The organism is Flavobacterium cheonhonense, from assembly GCF_035671315.1.
Classification (GTDB): domain Bacteria; phylum Bacteroidota; class Bacteroidia; order Flavobacteriales; family Flavobacteriaceae; genus Flavobacterium; species Flavobacterium cheonhonense.
The window spans coordinates 651,480-676,065 of record NZ_JAXAVY010000001.1; the positions used below are offsets into that span (position 1 = coordinate 651,480).

The 24,586-nt window shown below is 38.0% G+C and carries 23 protein-coding genes and 1 tRNA gene; 11 read left to right on the forward strand and 13 right to left on the reverse strand.

From position 1 onward, the window contains the following. Nucleotides 1-141: 141 nt before the first annotated feature. From SK086_RS02910 to SK086_RS02935, 6 genes are all read left to right on the forward strand, one after another. Nucleotides 142-1,008 carry an aldo/keto reductase gene (locus SK086_RS02910; protein WP_324689606.1) on the forward strand — a complete coding sequence of 289 codons (867 nt, stop codon included), beginning with the start codon at nt 142-144 and terminating at the stop codon, nt 1,006-1,008. A 66-nt stretch (nt 1,009-1,074) separates the two neighbouring features. Next, nucleotides 1,075-2,226: an ATP-binding protein gene (locus SK086_RS02915; protein ID WP_324689607.1), complete on the forward strand. Its 1,152-nt coding sequence runs from the start codon at nt 1,075-1,077 to the stop codon at nt 2,224-2,226. Continuing rightward, entirely contained in the window at nt 2,219-2,956 is a 738-nt protein-coding gene (locus SK086_RS02920) for a metallophosphoesterase (RefSeq protein WP_324689609.1), read from the forward strand. The genes SK086_RS02915 and SK086_RS02920 overlap by 8 nt, the downstream gene beginning before the upstream one ends. 65 nt (nt 2,957-3,021) lie before the next feature. Then, on the forward strand, nt 3,022-3,516 hold the full coding sequence (locus SK086_RS02925; protein WP_324689611.1) for a DUF6646 family protein: 495 nt from the start codon (nt 3,022-3,024) through the stop codon (nt 3,514-3,516). Between the two features lie 10 nt (nt 3,517-3,526). Then, the gene (locus SK086_RS02930; RefSeq protein ID WP_324689614.1) at nt 3,527-4,102 is read left to right on the forward strand and encodes a PhnA domain-containing protein; all 576 of its coding nucleotides are present in this window, start codon (nt 3,527-3,529) and stop codon (nt 4,100-4,102) included. A gap of 256 nt (nt 4,103-4,358) precedes the next feature. Then, entirely contained in the window at nt 4,359-5,180 is an 822-nt protein-coding gene (locus SK086_RS02935) for a hypothetical protein (RefSeq protein WP_324689616.1), read from the forward strand. Between the two features lie 62 nt (nt 5,181-5,242). On the opposite strand, the gene amaB is transcribed toward SK086_RS02935, so the two are convergent. The 3 genes from amaB to SK086_RS02950 all read right to left on the reverse strand — a co-directional run bounded on the left by amaB (nt 5,243) and on the right by SK086_RS02950 (nt 8,639). Continuing rightward, a complete protein-coding gene (gene amaB, locus SK086_RS02940; RefSeq protein WP_324689618.1) occupies nt 5,243-6,796 on the reverse strand; it encodes an L-piperidine-6-carboxylate dehydrogenase in 1,554 nt (517 codons plus the stop codon). A 145-nt stretch (nt 6,797-6,941) separates the two neighbouring features. Beyond that, nucleotides 6,942-7,478 carry a 3-hydroxyanthranilate 3,4-dioxygenase gene (locus SK086_RS02945; RefSeq protein ID WP_324689619.1) on the reverse strand — a complete coding sequence of 179 codons (537 nt, stop codon included), beginning with the start codon at nt 7,476-7,478 and terminating at the stop codon, nt 6,942-6,944. Between the two features lie 60 nt (nt 7,479-7,538). After that, on the reverse strand, nt 7,539-8,639 hold the full coding sequence (locus SK086_RS02950; protein WP_324689620.1) for an endonuclease/exonuclease/phosphatase family protein: 1,101 nt from the start codon (nt 8,637-8,639) through the stop codon (nt 7,539-7,541). A 138-nt stretch (nt 8,640-8,777) separates the two neighbouring features. Between SK086_RS02950 and SK086_RS02955 the strand changes: the two genes are divergently transcribed. The 4 genes from SK086_RS02955 (at nt 8,778) to SK086_RS02970 (ending at nt 15,607) form a co-directional block, all read left to right on the forward strand. Continuing rightward, entirely contained in the window at nt 8,778-11,597 is a 2,820-nt protein-coding gene (locus tag SK086_RS02955; protein WP_324689621.1) for a TonB-dependent receptor, read from the forward strand. A 12-nt stretch (nt 11,598-11,609) separates the two neighbouring features. Then, a complete protein-coding gene (locus SK086_RS02960) occupies nt 11,610-12,215 on the forward strand; it encodes a DUF5017 domain-containing protein (protein ID WP_324689622.1) in 606 nt (201 codons plus the stop codon). A gap of 8 nt (nt 12,216-12,223) precedes the next feature. Continuing rightward, nucleotides 12,224-13,603, forward strand: a complete 1,380-nt coding sequence (locus tag SK086_RS02965; protein WP_324689624.1) for a DUF5689 domain-containing protein — start codon at nt 12,224-12,226, stop codon at nt 13,601-13,603. 102 nt (nt 13,604-13,705) lie between these two features. Further along, a complete protein-coding gene (locus SK086_RS02970; RefSeq protein WP_324689626.1) occupies nt 13,706-15,607 on the forward strand; it encodes a S9 family peptidase in 1,902 nt (633 codons plus the stop codon). Between the two features lie 61 nt (nt 15,608-15,668). Here SK086_RS02970 and SK086_RS02975 read toward each other — a convergent pair whose 3' ends face one another. From SK086_RS02975 to pdxA, 8 genes are all read right to left on the reverse strand, one after another. After that, the gene (locus tag SK086_RS02975) at nt 15,669-15,812 is read right to left on the reverse strand and encodes a hypothetical protein (RefSeq protein WP_324689627.1); all 144 of its coding nucleotides are present in this window, start codon (nt 15,810-15,812) and stop codon (nt 15,669-15,671) included. 130 nt (nt 15,813-15,942) lie between these two features. Beyond that, nucleotides 15,943-17,448: a T9SS type A sorting domain-containing protein gene (locus SK086_RS02980; RefSeq protein WP_290871813.1), complete on the reverse strand. Its 1,506-nt coding sequence runs from the start codon at nt 17,446-17,448 to the stop codon at nt 15,943-15,945. Between the two features lie 217 nt (nt 17,449-17,665). Next, the gene (accC, locus tag SK086_RS02985; protein ID WP_290871815.1) at nt 17,666-19,012 is read right to left on the reverse strand and encodes an acetyl-CoA carboxylase biotin carboxylase subunit; all 1,347 of its coding nucleotides are present in this window, start codon (nt 19,010-19,012) and stop codon (nt 17,666-17,668) included. 94 nt (nt 19,013-19,106) lie between these two features. Further along, nucleotides 19,107-19,589: an acetyl-CoA carboxylase biotin carboxyl carrier protein gene (gene accB, locus SK086_RS02990; RefSeq protein ID WP_324689630.1), complete on the reverse strand. Its 483-nt coding sequence runs from the start codon at nt 19,587-19,589 to the stop codon at nt 19,107-19,109. 86 nt (nt 19,590-19,675) lie between these two features. After that, a complete protein-coding gene (locus tag SK086_RS02995; protein WP_290871819.1) occupies nt 19,676-20,665 on the reverse strand; it encodes a beta-ketoacyl-ACP synthase III in 990 nt (329 codons plus the stop codon). 160 nt (nt 20,666-20,825) lie between these two features. Then, nucleotides 20,826-21,020 (reverse strand): 50S ribosomal protein L32, encoded by a 195-nt coding sequence (gene rpmF / locus SK086_RS03000; protein ID WP_073308476.1) that lies wholly within the window; start codon nt 21,018-21,020, stop codon nt 20,826-20,828. 9 nt (nt 21,021-21,029) lie between these two features. Further along, complete coding sequence (locus SK086_RS03005) at nt 21,030-21,569, reverse strand: YceD family protein (protein WP_324689632.1); 540 nt, start codon at nt 21,567-21,569, stop codon at nt 21,030-21,032. Between the two features lie 85 nt (nt 21,570-21,654). Further along, nucleotides 21,655-22,701: a 4-hydroxythreonine-4-phosphate dehydrogenase PdxA gene (pdxA, locus tag SK086_RS03010; protein WP_290877791.1), complete on the reverse strand. Its 1,047-nt coding sequence runs from the start codon at nt 22,699-22,701 to the stop codon at nt 21,655-21,657. A 60-nt stretch (nt 22,702-22,761) separates the two neighbouring features. On the opposite strand from pdxA, the gene SK086_RS03015 reads away from it, so the two are divergent. Further along, complete coding sequence (locus tag SK086_RS03015; RefSeq protein ID WP_290877794.1) at nt 22,762-23,352, forward strand: riboflavin synthase; 591 nt, start codon at nt 22,762-22,764, stop codon at nt 23,350-23,352. Between the two features lie 466 nt (nt 23,353-23,818). Here SK086_RS03015 and SK086_RS03020 read toward each other — a convergent pair. Together SK086_RS03020 and mce are read right to left on the reverse strand one after the other, a co-directional pair. Beyond that, a tRNA-Ile gene (locus SK086_RS03020) sits at nt 23,819-23,892 on the reverse strand. Nucleotides 23,893-23,942: 50 nt separating this feature from the next. Next, nucleotides 23,943-24,344, reverse strand: coding sequence for a methylmalonyl-CoA epimerase (gene mce / locus SK086_RS03025; protein ID WP_290877277.1), 402 nt, complete (start codon nt 24,342-24,344; stop codon nt 23,943-23,945). Nucleotides 24,345-24,586 lie beyond the last annotated feature (242 nt).

Here is a 24,586-nt window from a genome sequence, read left to right on the forward strand (position 1 = left end):
CCCGAATTTAAGGATGATTTATGATTTTCTTTTTATAATTTTAAGACCTGAACCTGTTTTACTTTTTTCGGCGGCAAAATACTAAAATTTTCCACAGTGCAAAAAGATAAAACCAAACATAAAATAGTAAAAAAAAGACTTATGAAAACACAACTTTCACCCATTATAGCCGGAACGATGAATTGGGGAATTTGGGATAAGAAACTCAATACAGCCCAAATGGAACATCTGATGCATATTTGTATTGAAAATAAGATTACCACTTTTGATCACGCGGATATTTACGGTGATTACACTACGGAATCTGATTTTGGAAAAGCGTTGAAAAACAGCAAAATAGACCGCAAGACCATACAGTTGATTTCCAAGTGCGGTATCCAGCACACTCGAGGAAGAGACAATAAAATCAAGCACTACGATTATTCTAAAAATTATATCATTTGGTCGGTTGAAAATTCATTAAAAAACCTGCAAACGGATTATCTGGATGTATTGTTGTTGCATCGTCCGAGTCCGTTAATGGTTGCCGATGAAATCGCGGAAGCTGTTGACCAATTACAAAAGGAAGGTAAAATTCTCGATTTCGGGTTGTCTAACTTTACACCTTCGCAAACCGAATTGATCCGACAAAAAACAGCCGTCAATTACAACCAAATTCAATTTTCCGCTACGCATCACGAAGCCATGTTAGACGGCAGTCTCGATTATATGCAGCTGCACCAAATCCGGCCGATGAGTTGGAATCCGCTGGGAACAGTTTTCAGAGAAGACATAGAGCAAACCCGTCGTTTGAAAAAACTATTGGCACAATTGGTTGAAAAATACGGTTTGGGTTCGGATACCATTTTATTGGCATGGATTTTAAAACATCCCGCCAAAGTTATTCCGGTGGCCGGAACGGTTAATATCGCCCGCATTCAAGCATTGATGAAAGCGGTTGAACTCAACTTAGAACAAGAAGATTGGTTTGCCATTTGGACCGAGAGTATGGGGAATAAAGTGCCATAAAATACGAAGTTTGAAGTACGAAGTTTGAAGTGGTTTTACTTCGTACTTTGTAAATCGTACTTAACTATGATCAACAAACGTCTTTTAATTAAAAACCTACTCGCTCATAATGATGAGAGTAGTTTTTATGATAAAAAACGTCAGTTGAATTTGCATACCAAAGAAGGCAAAGCCAAGTTTTTAAAGCACATTTGTGCCTTGTCTAATTCCAATCCTTCCAACAATTCTTATATAGTTGTGGGCGTTGAAGACCAAGACAATACGATAGTAGGTGATGATTTTTTTGACGATAGTCGGATTCAGAACTTGGTGAACGCCTATCTTGAAAATCCACCGAAGATTCAGTATGAAAACGTTCCTTTTCCGCATTTGTCCAAAGACAAAGTGGTGGGTTTGGTCACTATTAAACCAAAGCATAAAACGTCTTTTTTCAAAAAAAATATCCATACCATTTTGGCCAATACGGTGTTTGTTAGAGTTGGCAGTAACTCGATGCCCACGGAAGACAAAGTGCCGTACTCGAAGCAAAATATCGAAACCGTTATTCGGATTGAAAACAATTCCAGAAACAGCATCGCGCATACTTTAGACGGCGTGATGGATTTTATGCATGTTCGTCACGGCGAATTGCAATCGAAGTACAAGGTTTTTAAGGAATTGTTCGTGATTTGTTGGGCCGGAATTCCGAAAAAAATCCGTGAAACCACTTATTTGTCCCGAGTCGATATCGAACTGATTAACGAGCAAATTAAATTGTTTTACTCTGCCTTAGATGTGGTCTCCATTCAATACGATGAAAGCAGTTTTACGATTATTGAACATGTACCGTTAGGACTGAATGATAAAACCAGTTTTTACCCGTTGGAACAATTAACCATTCGATTTTTTGACAACGGCTATTACAAAATGGAAACCCAAATGCTTTTCGAGCCGCCGGAGTACAATAAAAAAATGTTGCATCACATTTATAACGCCAATTTGAGCTTAATTAATAAATTGCAAAAAAATATGGCGTTTACCAAGCGCGAAGAGAAAGACTTGGAAAACCTGTCATCGACCTTAATGATTTGTTATTTGAACGGATTTTCAGATGCGAAGCAAAAGTTAATTGATGCTAAACCTTATTTAAAAGTTCAAAAGTCGCCCACAGTCTATTTGAGTTTTAAAGAAGCGATGCGCATTTTGAGAAAAATGAAATACAATAAAATGAATGAGTAGAAGTTTAGTAATTGGAGACATCCACGGCGGATTGCGTGCGCTGCATCAAGTTATAGAAAGAGCTAAAGTAACTACCGCTGATACGCTGATTTTTTTAGGTGATTATGTTGATGGTTGGAGCGAATCGCCACAAGTGTTGGACTATTTGATTCAGTTAAGTCGGAAACAAAACTGTGTTTTCATTAAAGGCAACCACGACGAGTTGCTGTTGGATTGGTTGGAAGGCAATACCCAAAATTTTGACGAGAACATGTGGTTCAAACATGGCGGAGAAGCTACGGTTTTGGCCTTTGAAAAAGTGGCGGAAGCAGATAAACAAAAGCATATTGCCTTTTTAAAAACGCTGCAAAACTATTATCTCGACGAGCAAAACAGACTGTTTATACATGCCGGATTTACCAATATGAACGGTATTGCTTACGAGTATTTTCCGAAGTTATTTTATTGGGACAGAACGTTATGGGAAACCGCATTGGCTTTAGACAGTTCGCTTTCCGAAGACAGTTTGTTTTATCCCAAACGGTTGACGCTTTACAACGAAATTTATATAGGTCACACGCCTGTCACACGAATTGGTCAGACTGTTCCGGTCCAAAAGGCTTGTGTTTGGAATATTGATACCGGTGCGGCTTTCAAAGGACCGCTAACCTTAATGGATATTGATACTAAACAGTTTTGGCAAAGCGAGCCGTTGCACGAATTGTATTTCAGTGAAAAAGGGCGGAATTGATTTTGGTGTAATTCTGCAACATCCTTTTTACTAAACGGTTATATTTGCACTTTAAATAGGATACGATGAAAAAAATGATTTTGTTGATGGCATTGCTGAGTTTAAGCATGGTCAATGCCCAAGCCTACAAAGGCAAAAACGACATTAAAGGACAAGTGGGTTGGAATATTCAAGACCACGGTAACGGAATTCAGGTTTCAGCCGATTTTGGAATTGGTGAAAACATGTCCTACGGATTTGTAGCTTCCTATTTGTTATCTGTAGAAAAACCGGGTGGGATTAAGCCTGATTTTGCAGATAGAGCCGATGTAAAAGCACGATTCAATGCCAATTTAGGCAATGTTTTTGGTTTTGATAAACAAATGGATATTTATCCCGGCTTGCATTTGGGCACTCGAAATTTCGGAGCTCATTTAGGTTTTAGATACTTTTTTACCGACGGTTTCGGGGTTTTTGCAGAAGGCAGTGCTCCGTTAGCCCGATATGACGCAAACGTCGAAGGATTTGAAAAATACAACAATCAGTTTGTTTTTGTCCTCGGCGCTTCCTTTAATTTATAATCCATACAAAATGAGTGTAGTAACTGAAAAAAGATTAAAAGACCGCAGTGGTTCTATTTGCGAAATCAGCGGTACCAATGAAAATTTAGTGGTGTATTTGGTAGAGCCGAAAACGGAAGCCACACCTGAAAACTGTATCTTAATAAACCAATCGTTGTTAGATCAGATTAAAAAACCCGAAACCATGAATCCAAACGATTGGCGAGGGTTAAGCGACAGCATGTGGAACGAGAATCTTCCGGTGCAAATTGTTTCTTGGCGTATGCTGGCGCGTTTGAAAAATCATGATTTATTAGACATGATGTATTTAGACGAAGACGCCTTGGAATGGGCGAAAGCCACTGGTGAAGGCGAAGATGAAGAAGGTAAAATCGTTCACAAAGACAGTAACGGCAACCTTTTATTTGACGGCGATTCTGTGGTGTTGATCAAGGATTTGGATGTGAAAGGAGCTAATTTCACAGCAAAACGCGGTGCTGCTGTGCACAACATAAAAGTAGTTTGGGACAATGCCGAACAAATTGAAGGCCGAGTAGAAGGCCAGCACATTGTGATTTTGACACAGTATGTGAAGAAAACAAAATAAAATCAGCTTTATCATTTCGAACACAATGAAATGCAGAGAGAAATCACATATTTTTAATAATTTGATGTCATTTCAACGAAAAGAGAAATGACAAGTGTTTACCCTTAAAAAGCCCTGATTAACCGGGGCTTTTTTATTATGGGACAAAAAATTGCCCACACTAGCATATTTTTCAATCTATTTGTATATACTTTTACCACTTATTGGCAAGAACAATAAGAATTCAAATTAACCTAACCTTATTTTTAAAATTATTATGATAAAAAAAATCAGTCTTATTTTATTGCTAATCATTTCCAAGGGCTACAGTCAAGAAGTGAATACAGATATCCGTGAATATGTATCTTTTAAAGAAGGAACTACTTATTTTGTAAAGTCAAGCGATAAAAAATACAATCAGATTATCAGCGACATTTTAACAAAATATTGGACCGTAAACAAATTTGAGATGATTGCTTCAAATCAAATCGAAAAATTAAAAGGAGAGCGTTCTTTTTTTGTTGACCAAGTTGAGTACAGTTTCTCCAGAGAAGGCGGAACTACCGGCGCTTTGAATATGGCTTATGGAGTAACCAAACTGGCAATGTTTAAAGACTATAAAAAAAACACCCCAAAAGGAGTTTTATCTTTGGTCCAATTGGACAAAGTCTCACCCGTAGAAATGCTTTTTGCCATACAGCTCATGCAAAGTCAAATTAATTTTGTTTTCGAATTGAACACGAAAAAGGATTTAGACATCAAAGATTTCCTTGAAGAAGTCAATGAAAAAAACATGAAAAAAATTAAAGAGAAAAAAATATTATTGACTCGTACAGGTCTAAAAGACGATATCGATACGGCAGAGAAACTAAAAAAAATATACAACCACAGTGTTGAATTTACCACGAAAGAAAAAATTGAGCAAGCCATTCAAGATCAGGATGCTGATGCAGTTATTACAAAAGTAATTAATTATAAAAATCTAAAATTTGTGCTTTTTATTGCCACAAAGAATAGTGAATTGATGTACGGACGAGTGATGACAGGATTTAATCAAATGGAAATAGGACCTAAATTTTTTAAAGATATTAATGAATAATTATAAATATCATTAAATAAAAAGCCCCGAGTAATCGGGGCTTTTTTTATGATTGGATTTGACTACAAATCAAATTTAATCCCTTGTGCCAATGGCAAACTCGTTGTATAGTTGATGGTGTTGGTTTGTCTTCTCATATACACTTTCCAAGCGTCTGAACCTGATTCACGACCGCCACCGGTTTCTTTTTCACCACCAAAAGCACCACCAATTTCAGCACCGGAAGTTCCGATGTTTACATTGGCAATACCACAATCTGAACCGGCTACTGATAGGAATGCTTCTGCTTCACGCAAGTTGTTGGTCATAATGGCCGAGGATAAACCTTGCGCCACGCCATTTTGAATAGCAATAGCGTCATGAACATCACCTGAATATTTTAGTAAGTACAACACTGGTGCAAAAGTTTCGTGTTGAACGATTTCAAAATGATTTTGTGCTTCAGCAATGGCCGGTTTTACATAACAACCGCTTTCGTAGCCTTCGCCGGTTAGTACACCGCCTTCTACTAAAATTTTTCCGCCTTCGGCAACCACTTGCGATAAGGCTTTTTGGTACATTTCAACAGCATGCTTGTCAATTAGCGGACCTACGTGGTTGTTTTGGTCTAACGGATTTCCGATTCTCAATTGACCGTAAGCACCAACAATCGCATCTCTTACTTTATCGTAAATGCTTTCGTGGATGATTAGTCTACGAGTAGAAGTACAACGCTGACCTGCTGTTCCAACGGCTCCGAAAACGGCTCCGATAACCGTCATTTTAATGTCGGCATCCGGCGTTACGATGATGGCGTTGTTACCGCCTAATTCTAATAAAGAGTTGCCTAAACGAGCCGCACAAGCTTGGGCTACGATTTTACCCATTCTTGTTGAACCGGTAGCCGAAACCAAAGGCACACGTTTGTCATGTGTCATCATTTCGCCTACTTTGTAATCTCCGTTGATTAAACAAGAGATACCTTCCGGTAAATTGTTTTCTTTTAAAACTTCCGCAATGATGTTTTGGCAAGCGATACCACACAAAGGTGTTTTTTCAGACGGTTTCCAAACACAAACGTCACCACAAATCCAAGCCAATGCCGTATTCCAAGACCAAACGGCTACCGGGAAGTTGAAGGCCGAAATGATGCCGACAATACCCAGCGGATGGTATTGCTCATACATGCGGTGACCGGGACGTTCAGAGTGCATGGTTAAGCCGTGTAATTGACGAGACAAACCTACAGCAAAGTCGCAAATGTCAATCATTTCCTGAACTTCTCCGTAGCCTTCTTGAAGTGATTTTCCCATTTCATAAGAAACCAATTTGCCTAGTGGCTCTTTGTATTGTCGCAATTTTTCGCCGAATTGACGCACGATTTCTCCGCGTTTCGGAGCCGGCATTAAGCGGAAGGTTTTGAAAGCTTCTGAAGCCGTTTGCATTACTTTTTCGTAATCCTCGGCAGTAGTGGTTTTTACTTTTCCGATGAGTTGTCCGTCTACCGGAGAATAACTTTCGATAATATCTCCTGAGGAAAAATGATTGTTTCCGGTTGAAGTTCCTTCGTTAACGGCTTTTACACCTAGTATTTCTAGGGCTTCGGTCATCCCGAATTGTTGAGCTATTGTTGCCATTGTATTTTAGTTTGAATGTTTTAGTTTCCGCAAAAGTAATCGTTTATTTTGAATTTTAGCCCGGATGGGAACGGCATCCTTTTTAGCTTGTTTTTATAACAAGTTAAAAAGATACAGTGGACAGCCGGATTAGCTCCTAAATACTTTACTTGGTAATAAATCTCGGATCGGTTTCCATCACAGTACCGCATTTTTCACAGGTTCTGAGAGTTTCCGATTGGTAAAAATGATTGAAATGTTGGAGAAAGTCCTTTTCGATGTCTTGCAATTCGAAATAGACTTCGTAGAGTTTGTGGTTGCAGTTTTCGCAAAACCAAAGCAGGCCATCGGGAATTTCTTTTCCCACTCTCTTGCGTTCTACCACTAAACCAATGGAGTTTTCAGTTCGCGATGGGGAATGCGGCACCTTTGCAGGAAGCAAGAACATATCGCCGGCGGAGAGTTTCATGGCTTTTTTTTCACCGTCTTCTTGGATGTAAACGGTGATTTCGCCTTCCAGTTGGTAAAATAATTCTTCGGTTTCGTTGTAATGGAAATCTTTGCGGGCATTAGGACCGGCCACGATCATTACGATGTAATCTCCGGAATCTACATATAAGTTTTTGTTTCCAACAGGTGGTTTGAGTAAATGACGGTTTTCATCAATCCAACGTTGGAGGTTAAAAGGTTTTGCAACTGGCATAAACTGAATTTTTGAGTAAAGTTAAAATAAAAAAGTCCCGAAATATCGAGACTTTTAAAATTATTTAACTTCCTTGATGAGGTAAATATACACCGGAAAGTGGTCACTGAAACCGATTTCGGTTAAGCTGTGACGCAACGGATAGCCTTTGTATTGTCCGGTAGTGGTAATCATATATGGTTTGTTGTAAATCCCGGCTTTCCAGTAGCGGAAAGAAGAGTAATCTGATCTGATGAAGGCTTCCGAAATCATGATTTGATCAAAAATATCTCCGGCATCGCGGTGAAACAAAGAGGCATTTCCTTTATAGTACATTTCTTCAAACGGGTTGTAAATACCTTGTGGTTTTACTTCTTCTTTTTTGCGTTTGGCGCCGATGCCTTCTTTTACACTTTTATTGTACGTTCCGTCGTTAAGGTCGCCCATGGTGATGATTTTAGCGTTAGGATTGATTTTAAAAATCGAATCCATAATTTGACGGTTCAAACGTCCGGCGGCTTCACGGAAAGGGGCGCTTTTCTTTTCTCCACCGGAACGAGAAGGCCAGTGATTTACTATGATATTGACTTCTTCACCGTCTAAAAATCCGGTTACTAAAAGTTGGTCACGAGTATATACTCTGTCGTCTTTTCCGGCTTCGGCTTTGTCATCGGTAACTTCTTCAGTATCTTTTTTGTCGGCTTTTCCTTCCTGACTTCTGTAAATTAACAACGGGATATTTTTGAAACTGGTAGGTTTAAAATGCTTTTTTTGGTACAATAGCGCTACATCAATCCCTCTTTTATCCGGAGAATCGAAGTGAACAATGCCGTAATCTTTATTGATTAATAGCGGTTCCTTTACTAAATCTTCTAAAACACCTCTGTTTTCAATTTCACAACCACCTATGATTACAGGAGATTCTTTTTGTTGGTCATTGGTGCCGATTTCTGCAAGTACTCGGGCTAAGTTTTTGAGCTTTTGTTTGTATTTTTTTCCGGTCCAGTTTTGAGCACCGTTCGGAAGCCACTCTTCATCGTTGTTTGAGCCGTTAATGGTGTCGAATAAGTTTTCAAAGTTGTAAAAGGCAACAGTATGAATATTATACTTTTTTGCCTGTGCATTAGCGCCGATTATTGCGAAAAAAACAAAGAAAAGCGCTATTAAATTTTTAATTCTCATAAAATGTATATTAATTTAATATCAAGTTTTTACAAACTTTGGGCCAAAAGTAGATAATATTATTAAAAGATGTACATTTGTCGGCTGTTAAGTTTTTATTAAGACTTGGCAGGGATTAAAATTAATTTTATTTTATTTATGAAAAAACTTGTTATTAGTACTTTATTTGTGATGCAAGTGTTTTTTGTTTTTGCACAAACTACTGCCGGAATCACAGGTAAAGTGGTAGATTCAAAAACACAAAAACCTTTACAAAATGTTGTTGCTTCTATTGAAAACACCAGTTTCACTGCTTTGACAGATGCTACAGGTGTTTTTGTTTTTAAAGAAGTACCAAGCGGTAGTCAATTACTGCAAATTAAAAGCGCGGGATACAAAGACCAATTGTTGTCGGTTGAAGTTGAAGCGGGAAAAGTGTTAGACTTAGGCGTTATTGTTTTTGAAGAAGACGTTACGTCGGAACAACAGTTGAGTTTGGTTACCATAACCGAAAACGATTTGGGTGATGACAACAGCGGTTCTGAGAGTACTTCGGGCTTGTTACAAGCTTCCAGAGATGTTTACCAACAAGCGGCAGCCTTTAACTGGGGTCAGGCTCGTTTCAGAATCAGAGGTTTGGATAACGAATACAGTACTACCATGATTAACGGTATTTCGATGAATAAAATTTACGACGGAAGACCACAATGGAGCAACTGGGGCGGATTAAACGACGCGACCAGAAACCAAGAATTTACTATGGGTTCAGCACCTTCAGATTACACTTTCGGGGGTATTTTAGGAACACAAGAAATCAACACCAGAGCTTCTATTTATAGAAAAGGCTCAAGGGTTTCGTTCTCAGGAACCAACACCAACTACAGCTGGAGAACAATGGGAACACACGCTTCCGGTATGAATAAAGACGGATGGGCTTTTGTAGTTTCTGCTTCCAGAAGATGGGCTAATGAAGGTTATTTTGAAGGAACAAACTACGCTGCTAACTCTTTATTTGCCAGTATTGAAAAGAAAATTAACGAGAATCACTCGATTAATTTTACTTCCATTTTTGCACAGAACAAAAGAGGAAAAAGTTCTCCTAATACAGATGAGGTTACTCGTTTAAAAGGAATTGAATACAACTCTTATTGGGGTTGGCAAGAAGGCGAAAAAAGAAATTCAAGATATAAAGAAATTGAAGAGCCTATCAATATGTTGAGTCACTTTTGGAAAATCAATGCTAAAACCAACTTAAATACTAACGTAGCTTACCAAGTTGGATTTGTTGGAAACAGCCGTTTGGATTTTCAATTGGCTAACAATCCTGATCCAACATACTACAAAAACCTTCCAAGTTACTACTTAAATGACCAAAGTTATTATGTGCCAACATTCGCATCGGACAACGTAACCATCACTGGTTATACCAATCCAGCTGCAACACAAGCACAAACCAACTTTGTAAATGATGGTCAAATTGATTGGGAAAATATTTATTATACCAACAAAATTGTTAACGGAGGTCAAAAAAGTGCTTACGTTTTATACGAAGACCGTGTAGAAGACAAACAATGGAGTGCTAACTCTTACTTAAATTCTTCTATTGCCGATAACATCATTATGAATGCCGGAGTAAACTTTAAGAAGTTAAAATCTAAAAATTTCCAAAAGCTTATCGATCTTTTAGGTGGAACTTACTTCTCTGATATTGATCCTTTCTTCTCTGGTGATGCGTCTCAAACTGACTTAAACAATCCGGACAGACAAGTATACGAGGGTGATGCTTACGGATACAACTATGATTTAAATGCTATTACTTTTGACGGTTTTACCCAATTCAAATTCAATTACAAAAAAGTTGACTTTTATTTGGGACAAACTTTTTCAAGATCTGAATACCAAAGAGAAGGAAACTACAGAAATGGTATTTATGCTAACAATTCATTCGGAAAAAGTTCTAAAGCTATTTTTGAAAACTTCGGTTTCAAAGGAGGTTTGACTTATAAAATTACCGGAAAACAATTCTTAGACATTAATGGTGTTTACATGACGAAAGCGCCAAACTTGAGAAATACATTTTCTAATGCTCGTTTGAACAACAATATTACCCCTGATTTGACTAGCGAGTCTATTATGGGTACTGATATCAGCTACATCATCAAAGCGCCGAAATTCAAAGCGAGATTAACTGGTTTCTACAACAAAATTTCGAATGCTACTCAAATTTCATTCTTCTATGGAGAAGGAATTTTTGATGCCGGTGAAGACGGATCAACAGATACGGATTCTTTCATCAGTGAAATTGTTACCGGAATCAACAAAAAACACATCGGTGGAGAATTCGGATTTGAATACCAAATCACTTCTACCATTAAGGCTACCGGTTCTGCTTCTTACGGAGAATACACTTACGACAACAACCCGAATTTAAAAGTTAACGATGATGCTTTGGCTACATCAACTAACCCGAACCCGGTATTTGATTTCGGAAAAACGTATATTAAAGGATATCGTTTACCGGGAATGCCGCAGCAAGCTTATTCCTTTGGTTTAGAATACAGAGATCCTAAATTCTGGTGGATTGGTGCTAACATTAACTATTTAGCCGACAGTTACATCAGCATTTCTAACATCTTGAGAACTGATAACTTTGTTACTGATTCAAACGGTTTAGGTTTTGAAGGCGCTACGGAAGAAGCAGTTAGAGCTGCTTTAAGACAAGAAAAATTTGATCCAACTACCTTGTTGAATTTAGTAGGTGGAAAATCTTGGAGAGTTGGAAGCAACACTTTCGGATTTTTTGCATCTATCAATAACGTTTTGGATTATGAATACAAAACCGGAGGTTTCGAGCAGTCCAGAAAGGCAACTTTCCCGGATTACCAAGCAGACAATGCTAACGGAACCCCATCATTCGGACCTAAATATTTCTATGGTTACGGAAGAACTTATTTCTTAAATTTATACATCAATTTCTAATAGTATAGCACTATGAAAAATATATTTAAATCGTTTTTGGCCATAGCAACGCTTAGTCTTGCTGTTAGTTGTTCGGATGATACTGAAATTCCTCCGTTCAAGCCATTGATTTTTTCCGAAGATTTTCCGGAAGCTGAAATTAACTACAATGCTACTTTTGATTTTGAAGGTTGGACCAATTTTGCCGAAACAGGAACCAAACTTTGGATTGAAAGAGACTTTAATAACGACGGGTATATCCAATTCAGTTCATTTGGAAGCGGTCAAGCCTCTAACATTGGTTGGGCTATTACTCCGGCAATTACAATAGAAGAAGGAGCTAATGCTGTATTTTCATTCTCCTCAGCTTCTAATTTTGTAGACAACCCTGATAATAAATTGCAGGTATTCATTTCAACCAACTACGACGGTACTAATGTTTTAGCCGCAACTTGGACACAATTAGATGCCGTTGTTGCTGATAATACCACCAACAATTATACATATATCCCATCAGGTGAAATTGACTTGTCTACTTATTCCGGAACAGTTCACATCGCCTTTAAAGTTACCGGAAACGGATCAACTTTAGACGGATTATTCCAAGTAGATAAAGTAAAAGTTTACTCTAATAACTAAAAAAGACTATGAAAAACTTAAAATTTTTAGCATTAGCATTTACAGCAGCAACTTTCGTGAGTTGTGTAAATGACGAGTTCAGAGAGCCGGATTTGAGCGGAGAGTGTACTACTTTAACGCCTACAAAAACCGTTCAACAAATCGCAGCTTTGGCTACCGCTTCATATGTTAAATATGAAGGCGAAGATATTATTGAAGCTTACGTTACTTCAAGTGACGCAGGAGGAAACTTTTACAAATCAATCTCTTTGGTCTCTGTTGACGGACAACAAGGATTTAGTATTCCGGTTGACGATTACAACTTGTACACTAAATATGAACCGGGAAGAAAGGTTTATGTCAACATGAAAAACAGATATATTGTTAGAGAATTCGGTTCACCAATTATCGGAAATCTTTACAATGGTGGAACACCGGATGATACCAGCGATGATGAAGTGGGTAGAATTTCTCCGGTAGAATACCAAAGTATCATTACTCGTTCTTGCGATAAAGTAGAGGAAAGTCAAATCATTAACAATATTACCATTTCTCAAGCTTTAAACGATTCTTATTTGAATAAATTAATCGAGTTTGATAATGTTCAGTTTACAGATGCCTCTTTAGGTAAAACTTATTATGATGCTACATTGAACGATTTAGGTGGCTCTACCAACCACTTAATCACTAATGAGTTTGGTAATACAATTATTGTGAGAGTTAGTTCTTATGCTAATTTTGCTTCTAAAGCGGTACCATCTAAAAGTGGTAAAATCAGAGGTGTTTTAACCAAATACAATTCTGATTACCAATTCATGGTTAGAACTGAAAGCGACATCAACTTAACTAACGACCGTTTAGCAATTGACTTTTTCCCACCAATCGGAGGAACAGCCTTAGCGTATTCAGGGTCGATAAACGAGCCGTTCACTTCTTACACAGCTACTAACCAACAAGTTTTCCCTGCTTACATCAATGATGCAGTAGTAGGAAGCAGATACTGGCAAATCAAAACTTTCGGAGGAAACCGTTACATCCAAATGACCTCTTTTGGAGGTACTGCAGAAGCCAACAGAACTTTGTTCTTCGTGCCAGTTGATTTTACGGCAGCGAGCAACTTCTCATTCAAATCTAAAGCTGGATTTGCTAACGGAAATTGTTTGAAAGTGTATTACACTACAGATTATGTTCCGGGTACCAACGCTACCAATGCAACTTACACCGACATTACGTCAAGTTTCACCATTTCTGCAGGTTTGTCAAATGGATATCCAACCAACTTTACCAACAGTGGTAACTATGCGATACCGGGAACTTTAACCGGAAATGGATTCTTCGTGTTTGAATACACAGGAAACGGAACCGGAGTGACAACTACTATGCAAATTGACGATATTTTGATCAACTAGGTATCAAACTATTAATTCCAAATAAAAGCCATCCGTTAGGGTGGCTTTTTTTGTAGCGATTATTTAGCTACTTTTAAGGCTTTAATTTATAGCATTACAACCATGAAAAAAATTGTTTCAATAATCCTCTGCACTATGGGCATTACTGCGTCAGCACAAGAAGTACTTACTCCTGAAACACTTTGGAAATTGGGCCGTGTAACGGCTATGGGTATTTCCAAAGACGGCAAATCTATCGTCTATAAAGTAGCGACGCCTTCGGTGGCAGACAACAAATCCAATTCGAAATTTTATACCATTCCGGTTAACGGCGGTAATCCCGTCGAAGTAAAGGAAACCAAAGATTTATTGGTTGATAAAAATGTATCACCAAACGGTTTGTATATTTTGTCCAACCAAGAAGTAAAAACCGAAAATGTGTTGGGTAAAGACATTTATTCGGATTTAAGCAAAGCCGATGCGCAAGTCTACAATGGTTTAGACTACCGTCATTGGGATACTTGGAACAACGGTTCTCATAATCACGTGTTTTACGCCGAAAACAAAGACAAGGCTCAAGCCATCGATATCATGTCGAACGAACCTTACGACAGTCCGCAAAAACCGTTTGGTGGTGATGAAGATTACATTTGGTCTCCTGATAGCAAAAGCATCATTTACGTTTGTAAAAAGAAAGCGGGTACTGCTTACGCCATTTCAACCAATACCGATTTATACGAGTATAATATCGAGACCAAAACCACTAAAAATTTAACCGAAAACAATCTGGGTTATGACACGAATCCGGTTTTCTCTCCAACCGGTAATTTAACTTGGTTGCAAATGAAACGCGACGGTTACGAGGCCGATAAAAACGACATCATCGTTCGTTTTAAAGGAATCGATATGAACCTGACCGCCAATTGGGACGGTAGTGTAGACAATTTCCTTTGGAGTACTGATGGCAAAAAAGTCTATTTCACCGCTGCAGTCGACGGTGCCAAGCATTTATTCGAAGTTAATTTCCCGGGTTTAACTAAAATAGCCGTAACCGTAAAACAAATTACTTCAGGCGATTTTGATGTGAATGATTTGGTTGGTTTTTCAGGCGATAACATCATTGTAACGCGTACTGATATGAACCATGCGGCTGAGATTTATTCGTATAACTGTAAGAAAAAAACTTGGACACAATTAACCAAAACCAATGACGAAACCTACGCCAAATTGGCTTTGCCCAAATACGAAAGACGTTATGTAACTACTACCGACGGTAAAAAAATGTTGGTTTGGGTAATCTTGCCACCGAATTTCGATGCCACCAAAAAATACCCAACATTATTGTACTGTCAGGGCGGACCGCAATCACCTTTAACCCAAAGCTATTCTTTCCGTTGGAACTTTTCGCTAATGGCTTCCCAAGGTTATGTCGTAGTAGCACCAAACCGTCGTGGTATGTACGGACACGGCCAAGCTTGGAACGAACAAATCTCTAAAGATTGGGGAGGCCAAGTAATGGACGACTATTTATCAGCAATCGATGATGTGGCCAAAGAAAGCTATGTCGATAAAGCGCGTTTAGGTGCCGTTGGAGCGAGTTATGGTGGTTATTCGGTATTCTATCTCGCCGGCATCCACAACAATCGTTTTAAAACCTTTATTTCGCATTGCGGGGTTTTCAATTTAGAAAGCATGTATGGCACTACCGAAGAAGTTTTCTTCAATAATTGGGACCACGGTGGCGCGTATTGGGAAAAAGACAATGCCGTTGCCCAAAAAACGTACACTAAGTTCAACCCAATTAAAATGGTTGACAAATGGAATACGCCGATTTTAATCATCCAAGGCGGAAAAGACTACCGTGTGCCTATTGGACAAGGACAAGAAGCTTTCCAAGCCGCACAATTGCGAGGCATTAAAAGCCGTTTCATGCTCTTCCCCGAAGAAAACCACTGGGTGTTAAAACCACAAAACGCCTTAGTATGGCAACGCGAGTTTTACAAATGGTTAAACGAAACATTATAAACATAAAAACCCAACTTGTAAAAGTTGGGTTTTGTTTTTTTAATTAGAAGCGACCCGAGCTTTAGCGAATTGGCGAAGCAAAGGTTCGGGCATTTTTGCCATCGGTGTTCCCGCTTTGCGTTACAATCTTTTGTGTTTCCTTTCGCTTCGCTACAGGATAACACAAAAGGATTTCCACTCCAATCGGGGCTAACGTGGAAGCCATTTTAACTTTTGGAAAGGCAACAAAATAAAAAACCCAACATTACGTTGGGTTTTTCTATTTATTCCGAAACGTTCATTTTTTAAACTTTCCATAAACTTCGTAGAGAAGTTTCCGGCTATATAAATTGCGATTACTCTTTAATAACTTTTGCGAAGTCATCTCTTCCATTTCCTTCAAATTTAATTAGAAAAACTCCTCTTGCAAAACCACTCAAATCTATTGTCGTTGTACCAGGATAACAATAAAAAGGTTGTAAAATCAACTGTCCTAAACAATTGTAAACACTAACTTTTTCATACTGCTTTTCACTATTGTCAAAGGAAACAATACCTATTGTAGGGTTAGGATAAACCTGCATATTTGCCCTATCAAAATCATTGACTTCTAATGTTCCCGGATTTAAGCGTATAATTGTAAAACAAACTTGGCTAAAATCCGGACTATTTGTACTCCCGCAAACCACAATTTTGTTGTCGGACTGTATTAATGCTTTTGTCGCATATCCATAAGTATCTGGAAAAAGGTTTACTACACCATTAGTTCCAAAACTAGAATCTTTAGTTCCATCATTATTGTATCTGATAGTCAAAAAAAACAATCCGTCATAACAGCCACCCATTATAATCTTTCCATCAATTTGCCTTACTAAAGTGCAGCTTCGACTGTTATCATCATTATTAATAACAATTCCGTTAGTCCCAAAAGAAGTATCAATAGTTCCGTTAGATAAATAACGAACCATGCACATCAAAGGGTTATTTTCACTAGAGGTAAAACCTCCCGCAATGATTTTACCATCTGGTTCTATTATTAAATCAGTTATTAAATCAGAATAACTGCTATTTAGTGTTGTTATCACTTTGCCATTAGTTCCAAAGCTTGTATCAAGTGTTCCGTTATTATTTAACCTTGCTAGAGCAAAATCTTTAGTAGTTGAAACGGTATAACCTCCTAAAATAATTTTACCGTCATTTTGAACCTCCATAGATTGTACAAAGCTTTCGTTACCACTAAAAGATATTTGAGCTTTACCATTGTTACCAAAACTTATATCAAGAGTGCCATTACTATTGAGTCGTGCCAAGGTAAAAAACTCACCAGTGTCACCTGATGTGCCGCCTAACAATATTTTACCATCGGCTTGTAAGGAAATACATGTCCCTCGGTCTTGAATAGTACCAAAACTCAAGTCTCTATAACCGGTTCCATTAAAACTGGTGTCTAAAGCGCCATTAGGTAACAATCTTGCTATCCAATATGCATTTGGATATGTATTGTTTTGTTGTAAACCCATGATAATTATTTTATCATCTGGTTGTACCGTCATTCTGTAAGGAAAATGCCCTCCATTAATAAAAGGAACTGTTTGTGTAAAATTAACAAATCCATTAACTCCAAAAGTGGTGTCTATAGTACCATTGGTGTTCCATCTTAATACACTGGCTCCAACCACATCATAATTGTTACTATAAACAATAATCTTTCCAGTAGATTGAAATGAAGCATCAAGAGGACTATAACTCTGGCCGAGTGGAAAACAATAAAATGCTTTCCCATCACCGTCAAAGGTTGTATCAAAAGAACCTGATTGCGAATAACAATAACAAGTAAAAAGGAAGTAAATTAAATTTTTCATAGAATTTTAATGCCTATTAATTATTAAAACAGGACTTAATGCATTGTTACCGAAATATAGTATGCATCAGAATAAATGTAGTAAAAATAATTCAATGCTGCCATTAAAATGTTTTTGGACATAATTTTACTCTCTATGATATACTTCTTGCAGTATATTTAATACCATCATGGGAATAACAAAATAAAAAACCCAACATTACGTTGGGTTTTTCTATTTATTCCGGATCGTTCATTTTAAAACTCTCCATAAACTTCGTAGTGTAATTTCCGGCTACATAATCCGGTTCTTCCATCAACTGACGGTGGAACGGAATCGTGGTTTTGATACCTTCGATATAAAACTCATCCAAAGCGCGTTTCATTTTGTTGATGGCTTCTTCTCTGGTTTGCGCAGTCGTAATTAACTTGGCAATCATCGAGTCATAGTTTGGCGGAATAGTGTACCCTGCGTAAACGTGCGTATCTAAACGTACGCCGTGTCCACCCGGTGCATGTAAAACGGTAATTTTACCCGGTGACGGACGGAAATCGTTATAAGGATCTTCCGCGTTGATACGGCATTCAATAGAGTGCAATTGCGGTAAATAGTTTTTACCTGAAATTGGCACACCGGCAGCTACTAATATCTGCTCACGAATCAAATCGTAGTCAATTACTTGCTCGGTAATCGGGTGCTCTACTTGGATACGGGTGTTCATTTCCATAAAGTAGAAATTGCGGTGTTTGTCAACCAAAAACTCTACCGTTCCGGCACCTTCATATTTAATGTATTCGGCAGCTTTAACCGCTGCTTCACCCATTTTAGTTCTTAATTCGTCGGTCATGAACGGAGAAGGTGTTTCTTCCGTTAATTTTTGGTGACGACGTTGTACAGAGCAATCTCTTTCCGATAAGTGACAAGCTTTGCCGTAAGAATCACCAACCACTTGAATCTCAATATGACGTGGTTCTTCGATTAATTTCTCCATGTACATGCCATCGTTTCCGAAGGCTGCTGCAGCTTCTTGACGGGCACTTTCCCAAGCTTTCAGGAGTTCTTCTTCTTTCCAAATGGCACGCATTCCTTTACCACCACCACCGGCGGTAGCTTTCATCATCACAGGATAACCAATTTCTTTGGCTACTTTTTTGGCTTCTTCAAAATCTTCCAAAATTCCGTCAGATCCCGGAACACAAGGTACTCCGGCAGCTTTCATGGTAGCTTTTGCCGTAGCTTTATCTCCCATTTTATCAATCATTTCCGGAGAAGCTCCGATAAATTTGATACCGTGTTCCTGACAAATCTTAGAAAATTTAGCATTTTCTGAAAGGAAGCCGTAACCGGGATGAATCGCATCAGCATTAGTGATTTCGGCAGCTGCGATGATGTTAGACATTTTTAAGTAAGATAAATTACTCGGTGGCGGACCAATACAAACTGCTTCGTCCGCAAACTTCACGTGTAAACTTTCCGCATCGGCAGTAGAGTAAACCGCAACGGTTTTAATCCCCATCTCACGACAAGTTCTGATTACGCGAAGCGCAATTTCGCCTCTGTTGGCAATTAATATTTTTTTAAACATCTTTTTTCGATTAGATTGTTAGACTTCTTAGATTTTTAGACTACTTAGATTGCTTAGAAATTTTTAAAAAATCTAATAATCTAAGAGGTCTAAATTAAGATGGGTCTACTAAGAATAAAGGTTGGTCGAATTCTACCGGCGACATATCGTCTACTAAAATCTTAACGATTTTTCCTGAAACTTCTGCTTCAATTTCGTTGAATAATTTCATGGCTTCTACCACACACAAAACATCCCCTTTACCGATAGTGCTTCCTACTTCAACAAAAGGTGCTTTGTCAGGAGATGGTTTGCGGTAAAAAGTTCCAATCATTGGGGATTTGATAGTAACAAATTTTGAATTGTCTTCAGCAGGTGCTGCAGGAGCCGCAGGCGCTGCTGCAACCGGAGCCACTGCAACCGGAGCTGCCATAGCTTGTTGAACCGGAGCCGCTTGTTGTACATAAGTGATTTCCGGGGTATTTCCTTCTAAGGTAGTTCTGATAGTAATTTTTACATCACCTGTTTCCAATTTTACTTCAGCCACTCCAGTGTTGGACACGAATTTGATCAGGTTTTGAATTTCTTTTAAATCCATAATTTGTTCGTTTTAGAATTAGTTTTATTGTTTTTTTCCGCTGCGCTCCGATTAATTAATTTTCTTAATATCAAACGCCTCGTATTTTAATACGCCCATTTCAGGTAGATAGATCCCCAAGTGAACCCACCACCGAATGCCGCGAAAATTAAGTTGTCTCCTTTTTTAAATTGTTTTTCAAAATCACTCATCAGCAAAGGTAAAGTGGCCGAAGTGGTGTTTCCGTATCTGTGAATGTTGACCAATACTTTTTCTTCGTCAAGACCCATTCTGCTGGCGGTTGCATCAATGATTCTTTTGTTGGCTTGGTGCGCCAATAACCAATCTACATTTTCTTTGGTTAAATTGTTGCGCTCCATTATTTTTTCGCTTACATCAGCCATACCGGAAACGGCATATTTGAAAACTGTTTTTCCGTCTTGGAACACAAAATGTTGTCCGTTAGCTACTGTTTCGGCAGATGGCGGAAGGATTGAACCACCGGCATCAATTTTAAGGTATTCTCTACCGATACCGTCGCTTCTTAAAAATTCATCTTGCAAACCTAAACCTTCATAATTCGGTTCAAATAAAACCGCACCGCCACCATCACCAAAAATGATGCAAGTTGCTCTGTCTGTGTAATCTATGATGGACGACATTTTATCGGCACCGATGAGTAAAACTTTTTTATAGCGACCCGATTGAATGTAGGCTGCTGCAGTAGACATTCCGTATAAAAAGCTGGAACAAGCCGCTTGTAGGTCGAATGCAAATGCATTAACAGCACCAATTTGACTGGCAACGTAAACACCGGTTGAAGCTACCGGCATATCCGGAGTAGCCGTGGCCATGATAATTAAGTCTATTTCTTCGGGATTGATATTGGCTTTAGCAATTAAATCTTCAGCAGCTTTGATGGCCAAGTAAGAAGTGCCTTTTCCTTTTTCCTTCAAAAGTCTTCTTTCTTTGATGCCAGTGCGAGTGGTAATCCATTCGTCATTGGTATCTACCATGGTTTCCAGTACTTGATTAGAGAGTACAAATTCCGGAACATAAGCTCCAACTGCGGTAATTGCGGCTGTAATTTTGGTCATAAAAAGGGTATTTTTCCAATCGATTTTTGTCTAATCGAAAAGTTGTGGAAATTACAAAAAAAAATTATACCTTAGGGTAATTCTACGGGGATATTTGCTAAAATTAAATAAAACAAAAAACTCCCACATAGTGAGAGTTTGTTTTGTAAAAAAACCTTAATTAAGCAACAGCTACTGATTTATCAATAACTACTTGTCCTCTGTAATACATTTTACCTTCATGCCAGTAAGCTCTGTGGTATAAATGTGCTTCACCTGTTACCGGGCAAGTAGCGATTTGAGCTACAGTTGCTTTATAGTGAGTTCTTCTTTTATCTCTTCTTGTTTTCGAGGTTTTTCTCTTAGGATGTGCCATTGTACTATATTATTTATCCGTTAATAGTTGTTTTAATTTGTCCCAACGCGGGTCGATATCATCTTCTTTTTTTTCTTCTTTAATCTCTTTAACTTGTAATTCATTCAATTTTTGAAGTGCTTCTGTTTGCAAAGTTCCGTCTTTTACGCCGGGATGTATCCTTTTGTGAGGCACAGACAACACTATCATTTCATAAATATACTGCGACAAATCAATTTGATGTTCTCCGTGTGGAAGTATCAAAAGTTCATCATTATCGTTGTTGAATTCGTCACCAAACTGAACTACCAATTTAATTTTTCCTTTGATAGGTAAATCAAACGGTTCTCCGGTTAAGTCACAAGGGACATTAACGGTTCCTTGGTGTTTAAAGCTGATTTCCAACATAGTAGTCTTTTTTTCAAGCACTACTGTTGCTGCTATATTACAGCTTTCAAATTCATCAAATTGATATTCGTCAAAGAACTTTTTCTCTATTTTAAACTCAAACTGATGCTTTCCCAACTTTAATCCTATGAAAGGAATTAAAAATTCATTCGTACTTTTCATCTAAACAACAATTTGACCCAACATTTAGGGAGTGCAAAGATATAAAATTATTGGAATTCCAATAACCTTATCAACATTTTTTTGTTTATAACTGTTTTTCTTTTGTTTTCAAGGGATTCCGACTGATTTCAGCATAATCGGCTCTTGAATTATAAATGTCAATCGCGGTGTAAATTGCTTCTTTAAAGGAATTGTAGTCGGCCAAACCTTTTCCGGCAATTTCATAAGCCGTTCCGTGATCTGGAGAGGTTCTTACTTTGTTTAAACCGGCAGTGTAATTAACACCGTTGCCAAAAGACAGGGTTTTGAACGGAATTAATCCTTGATCGTGATAAGTAGCCACTACTGCATCATATTTTTCGTATTGACCGCTGCCAAAAAAACCATCGGCAGCAAACGGACCAAAAACCAAAGTGCCTTTCTCAAACAATTTCTTTAAAGTTGGTCTTAAAATCTCATCGTCTTCTTTTCCTATTACCCCATTGTCTCCTGCATGAGGATTAAGTGCCAAAACCGCAATTTTAGGCTTATTAATGCCAAAATCTTGCACTAATGATTTTTTAATGGTTTCAATTTTTTGGACAATTAATTTTTCAGTTAAGTGCTTGGCTACTTCATTTACGGGAACATGGTCGGTTAACAAACCAACTCTTAAATTGTCCTGAACCATTAACATCAAAGCATTGCCTTCCAGTTCTTGGTTGAGGTAATCGGTATGTCCCGGAAATTTAAAGTCTTCCGATTGGATATTGTATTTATTGATTGGGGCTGTAACCAAAACATCAATTTGATTTTCTTTTAATGCTTTGGTAGCTGCAGTAAACGATTTAATGGCATATTTGCCAACATTGTCGTCATTTATTCCGAAGTTCAAATCGATCCCTTCACGCCAAACGTTTAGAACATTAATTTTACCTGCAACCAATTGGTCCATTTTATCTATACCATGAAGAGGTGCGGTTAGTTCCAGTGTTTTTTTAATGAAGGAGAGAATTTTAACATTGGCGAAAATAACCGGGGTGCAAAGTTCCAGCATTCTGGCATCTTCAAAAGTTTTCAAAATCACTTCGCTTCCAATACCGTTTAAATCTCCGATTGAAATCCCAACAATGATATTTTCTGCTTTTTTCATAAGAAGTACTGGTTATTTATTGCTAATTTTGAAGTGCAAATTTAGTAAAATAAAACCACAATGTTTACAGGAATAATTGAAACCCTCGGAATTGTAAAAGAAATTCAAAAAGACGGAGGCAATCTTCATTTAACGATATCTTCTGACATCGCAAAAGAGCTTAAAATAGATCAAAGTGTTGCCCATAACGGGGTTTGTTTGACAGTTGTAGCCATTGATAACAATGACTATACAGTAACAGCCATTAAAGAAACTATTGATAAGACTACTTTGGGCGAGTGGCAGGTTGGGGATTTGGTAAACCTCGAACGCGCAATGAAGTTAGGCGACAGGTTAGATGGCCACATAGTTCAAGGACATGTTGATCAAACAGGTGTTTGTAAATCAGTAGCGGAAGCCAACGGAAGTTGGTATTTTTCTTTTGAATACGATAGTAAGCTCAACAACATTACGATTGAGAAAGGCTCAATTACGGTCAATGGAGTAAGTTTAACAGTAGTTAATTCACAACCTAATGGTTTTACTGTGGCGATTATTCCCTACACTTTTGAGCACACTAACTTTAAAACTTTCAAAGTTGGCTCAAAAATTAATTTAGAATTTGATGTTGTGGGAAAATACGTGGCAAGATTACACGCTTTAAGACAGTAGTTAAATCCTATTTTGGGACAAAAAACAAAAAAGCATCCTTTTTAACGGGATGCTTTTTTTATATTGTATTGGTGAATTTTGTAAAATCCTAAGACTAGTGACCCTAATAACAATAGAACCAATCCACAATCCAAAGGCAAGCCTGGCGGGGGCGGAGGAGTAGACGGAGGCGGCGGACCAGGGGCAGCGAAAACACTAATGGCCGGTAAAAAAACCGCAGTCAAAATAATTACAATTCTATTGGGGAGAATTTTCATAGTGCGTAAAAGTAAAAAAAAAATCTAATCGCCAAAATAAATTAATTATTTAATCCATTAAGTTAATACAAATTTAAAGTGTAAATCTATCGTTTTGTTCTTATAAAACCCAAGATCATTGCAAATGAGCTTCTTTATTAAATACGATTTTTTTTCACTTTGGGTTTTCTCTAACAAAAAAGACCTCCGTTGAGGTCTTTAAGTTTTTGTGGTCCCACTTGGGCTCGAACCAAGGACCACCTGATTATGAGTCAGGTGCTCTAACCAACTGAGCTATAGGACCGGCTAAGAGGTTGCAATATTACTACTATTTTTTTTTCGTTGCAACTATTTTTAAGGGATTTCTTGGCAAAGTTCCACCAATACACCGTTAGTTCCTTTGGGATGTAAAAAGGCTACTAACTTATTGTCGGCTCCTTTTTTAGGGGTTTCGTTTAAAACCACAAACCCTTCTTTTTGCAATCGTGCGATTTCTGAAACGATGTTTTCCACATCAAAGGCAATGTGGTGTATGCCTTCCCCTTTTTTTTCTAAAAATTTAGCAATGGGACTTTCCGGATTAGTAGCTTCTAAAAGCTCTATTTTATTGGGGCCATTCATAAAAAAGGAGGTTTTAACACCTTCGCTGGCGACTTCTTCTTCTTTGTAAGGCGGATTGCCAAATAATTTCTCAAATAATAAATTGGAGGTTTCCAAACTTTTTACGGCTATACCAATGTGTTCTATTTTTCTCATTCTATTAGTTGCTGAGTTGCTGAGAGACTTAGTCGCTGAGCTATTTAAAGTGTCAAAGATAAGCATTTCGCCTTTTAGCCCTGATAGAAGCGGCATCCTTTTTATTGTTAGAGAAACGACCTTATGATTGCGTTTGGGGCATAACAATAAAAAGATATAGCGGATAGCAGGACATAGCTTCTCAAAAAACTCAGTACCTTATTACGCTTCGCTCTATACAATTCGCACTTCGTGCTCGGGTC

Coding starts and splice junctions, on each gene's coding strand:
- SK086_RS02975 (WP_324689627.1), bottom strand. CDS start 15,812: ATGGCTTCCACGTTAGCCCCGATTGGAGTGGAAATCCTTTTGTGTTAT.
- rpmF (WP_073308476.1), bottom strand. CDS start 21,020: ATGGCACATCCTAAGAGAAAAACCTCGAAAACAAGAAGAGATAAAAGA.
- SK086_RS02910 (WP_324689606.1), top strand. CDS start 142: ATGAAAACACAACTTTCACCCATTATAGCCGGAACGATGAATTGGGGA.
- SK086_RS02960 (WP_324689622.1), top strand. CDS start 11,610: ATGAAAAATATATTTAAATCGTTTTTGGCCATAGCAACGCTTAGTCTT.
- SK086_RS02915 (WP_324689607.1), top strand. CDS start 1,075: ATGATCAACAAACGTCTTTTAATTAAAAACCTACTCGCTCATAATGAT.
- accB (WP_324689630.1), bottom strand. CDS start 19,589: ATGGATTTAAAAGAAATTCAAAACCTGATCAAATTCGTGTCCAACACT.
- mce (WP_290877277.1), bottom strand. CDS start 24,344: ATGAGAAAAATAGAACACATTGGTATAGCCGTAAAAAGTTTGGAAACC.
- accC (WP_290871815.1), bottom strand. CDS start 19,012: ATGTTTAAAAAAATATTAATTGCCAACAGAGGCGAAATTGCGCTTCGC.
- SK086_RS03015 (WP_290877794.1), top strand. CDS start 22,762: ATGTTTACAGGAATAATTGAAACCCTCGGAATTGTAAAAGAAATTCAA.
- SK086_RS02925 (WP_324689611.1), top strand. CDS start 3,022: ATGAAAAAAATGATTTTGTTGATGGCATTGCTGAGTTTAAGCATGGTC.
- SK086_RS02955 (WP_324689621.1), top strand. CDS start 8,778: ATGAAAAAACTTGTTATTAGTACTTTATTTGTGATGCAAGTGTTTTTT.
- SK086_RS02995 (WP_290871819.1), bottom strand. CDS start 20,665: ATGACCAAAATTACAGCCGCAATTACCGCAGTTGGAGCTTATGTTCCG.
- SK086_RS02965 (WP_324689624.1), top strand. CDS start 12,224: ATGAAAAACTTAAAATTTTTAGCATTAGCATTTACAGCAGCAACTTTC.
- pdxA (WP_290877791.1), bottom strand. CDS start 22,701: ATGAAAAAAGCAGAAAATATCATTGTTGGGATTTCAATCGGAGATTTA.
- SK086_RS02950 (WP_324689620.1), bottom strand. CDS start 8,639: ATGAGAATTAAAAATTTAATAGCGCTTTTCTTTGTTTTTTTCGCAATA.
- SK086_RS03005 (WP_324689632.1), bottom strand. CDS start 21,569: ATGAAAAGTACGAATGAATTTTTAATTCCTTTCATAGGATTAAAGTTG.
- SK086_RS02945 (WP_324689619.1), bottom strand. CDS start 7,478: ATGCCAGTTGCAAAACCTTTTAACCTCCAACGTTGGATTGATGAAAAC.
- SK086_RS02980 (WP_290871813.1), bottom strand. CDS start 17,448: ATGAAAAATTTAATTTACTTCCTTTTTACTTGTTATTGTTATTCGCAA.
- SK086_RS02920 (WP_324689609.1), top strand. CDS start 2,219: ATGAGTAGAAGTTTAGTAATTGGAGACATCCACGGCGGATTGCGTGCG.
- SK086_RS02930 (WP_324689614.1), top strand. CDS start 3,527: ATGAGTGTAGTAACTGAAAAAAGATTAAAAGACCGCAGTGGTTCTATT.
- amaB (WP_324689618.1), bottom strand. CDS start 6,796: ATGGCAACAATAGCTCAACAATTCGGGATGACCGAAGCCCTAGAAATA.
- SK086_RS02970 (WP_324689626.1), top strand. CDS start 13,706: ATGAAAAAAATTGTTTCAATAATCCTCTGCACTATGGGCATTACTGCG.
- SK086_RS02935 (WP_324689616.1), top strand. CDS start 4,359: ATGATAAAAAAAATCAGTCTTATTTTATTGCTAATCATTTCCAAGGGC.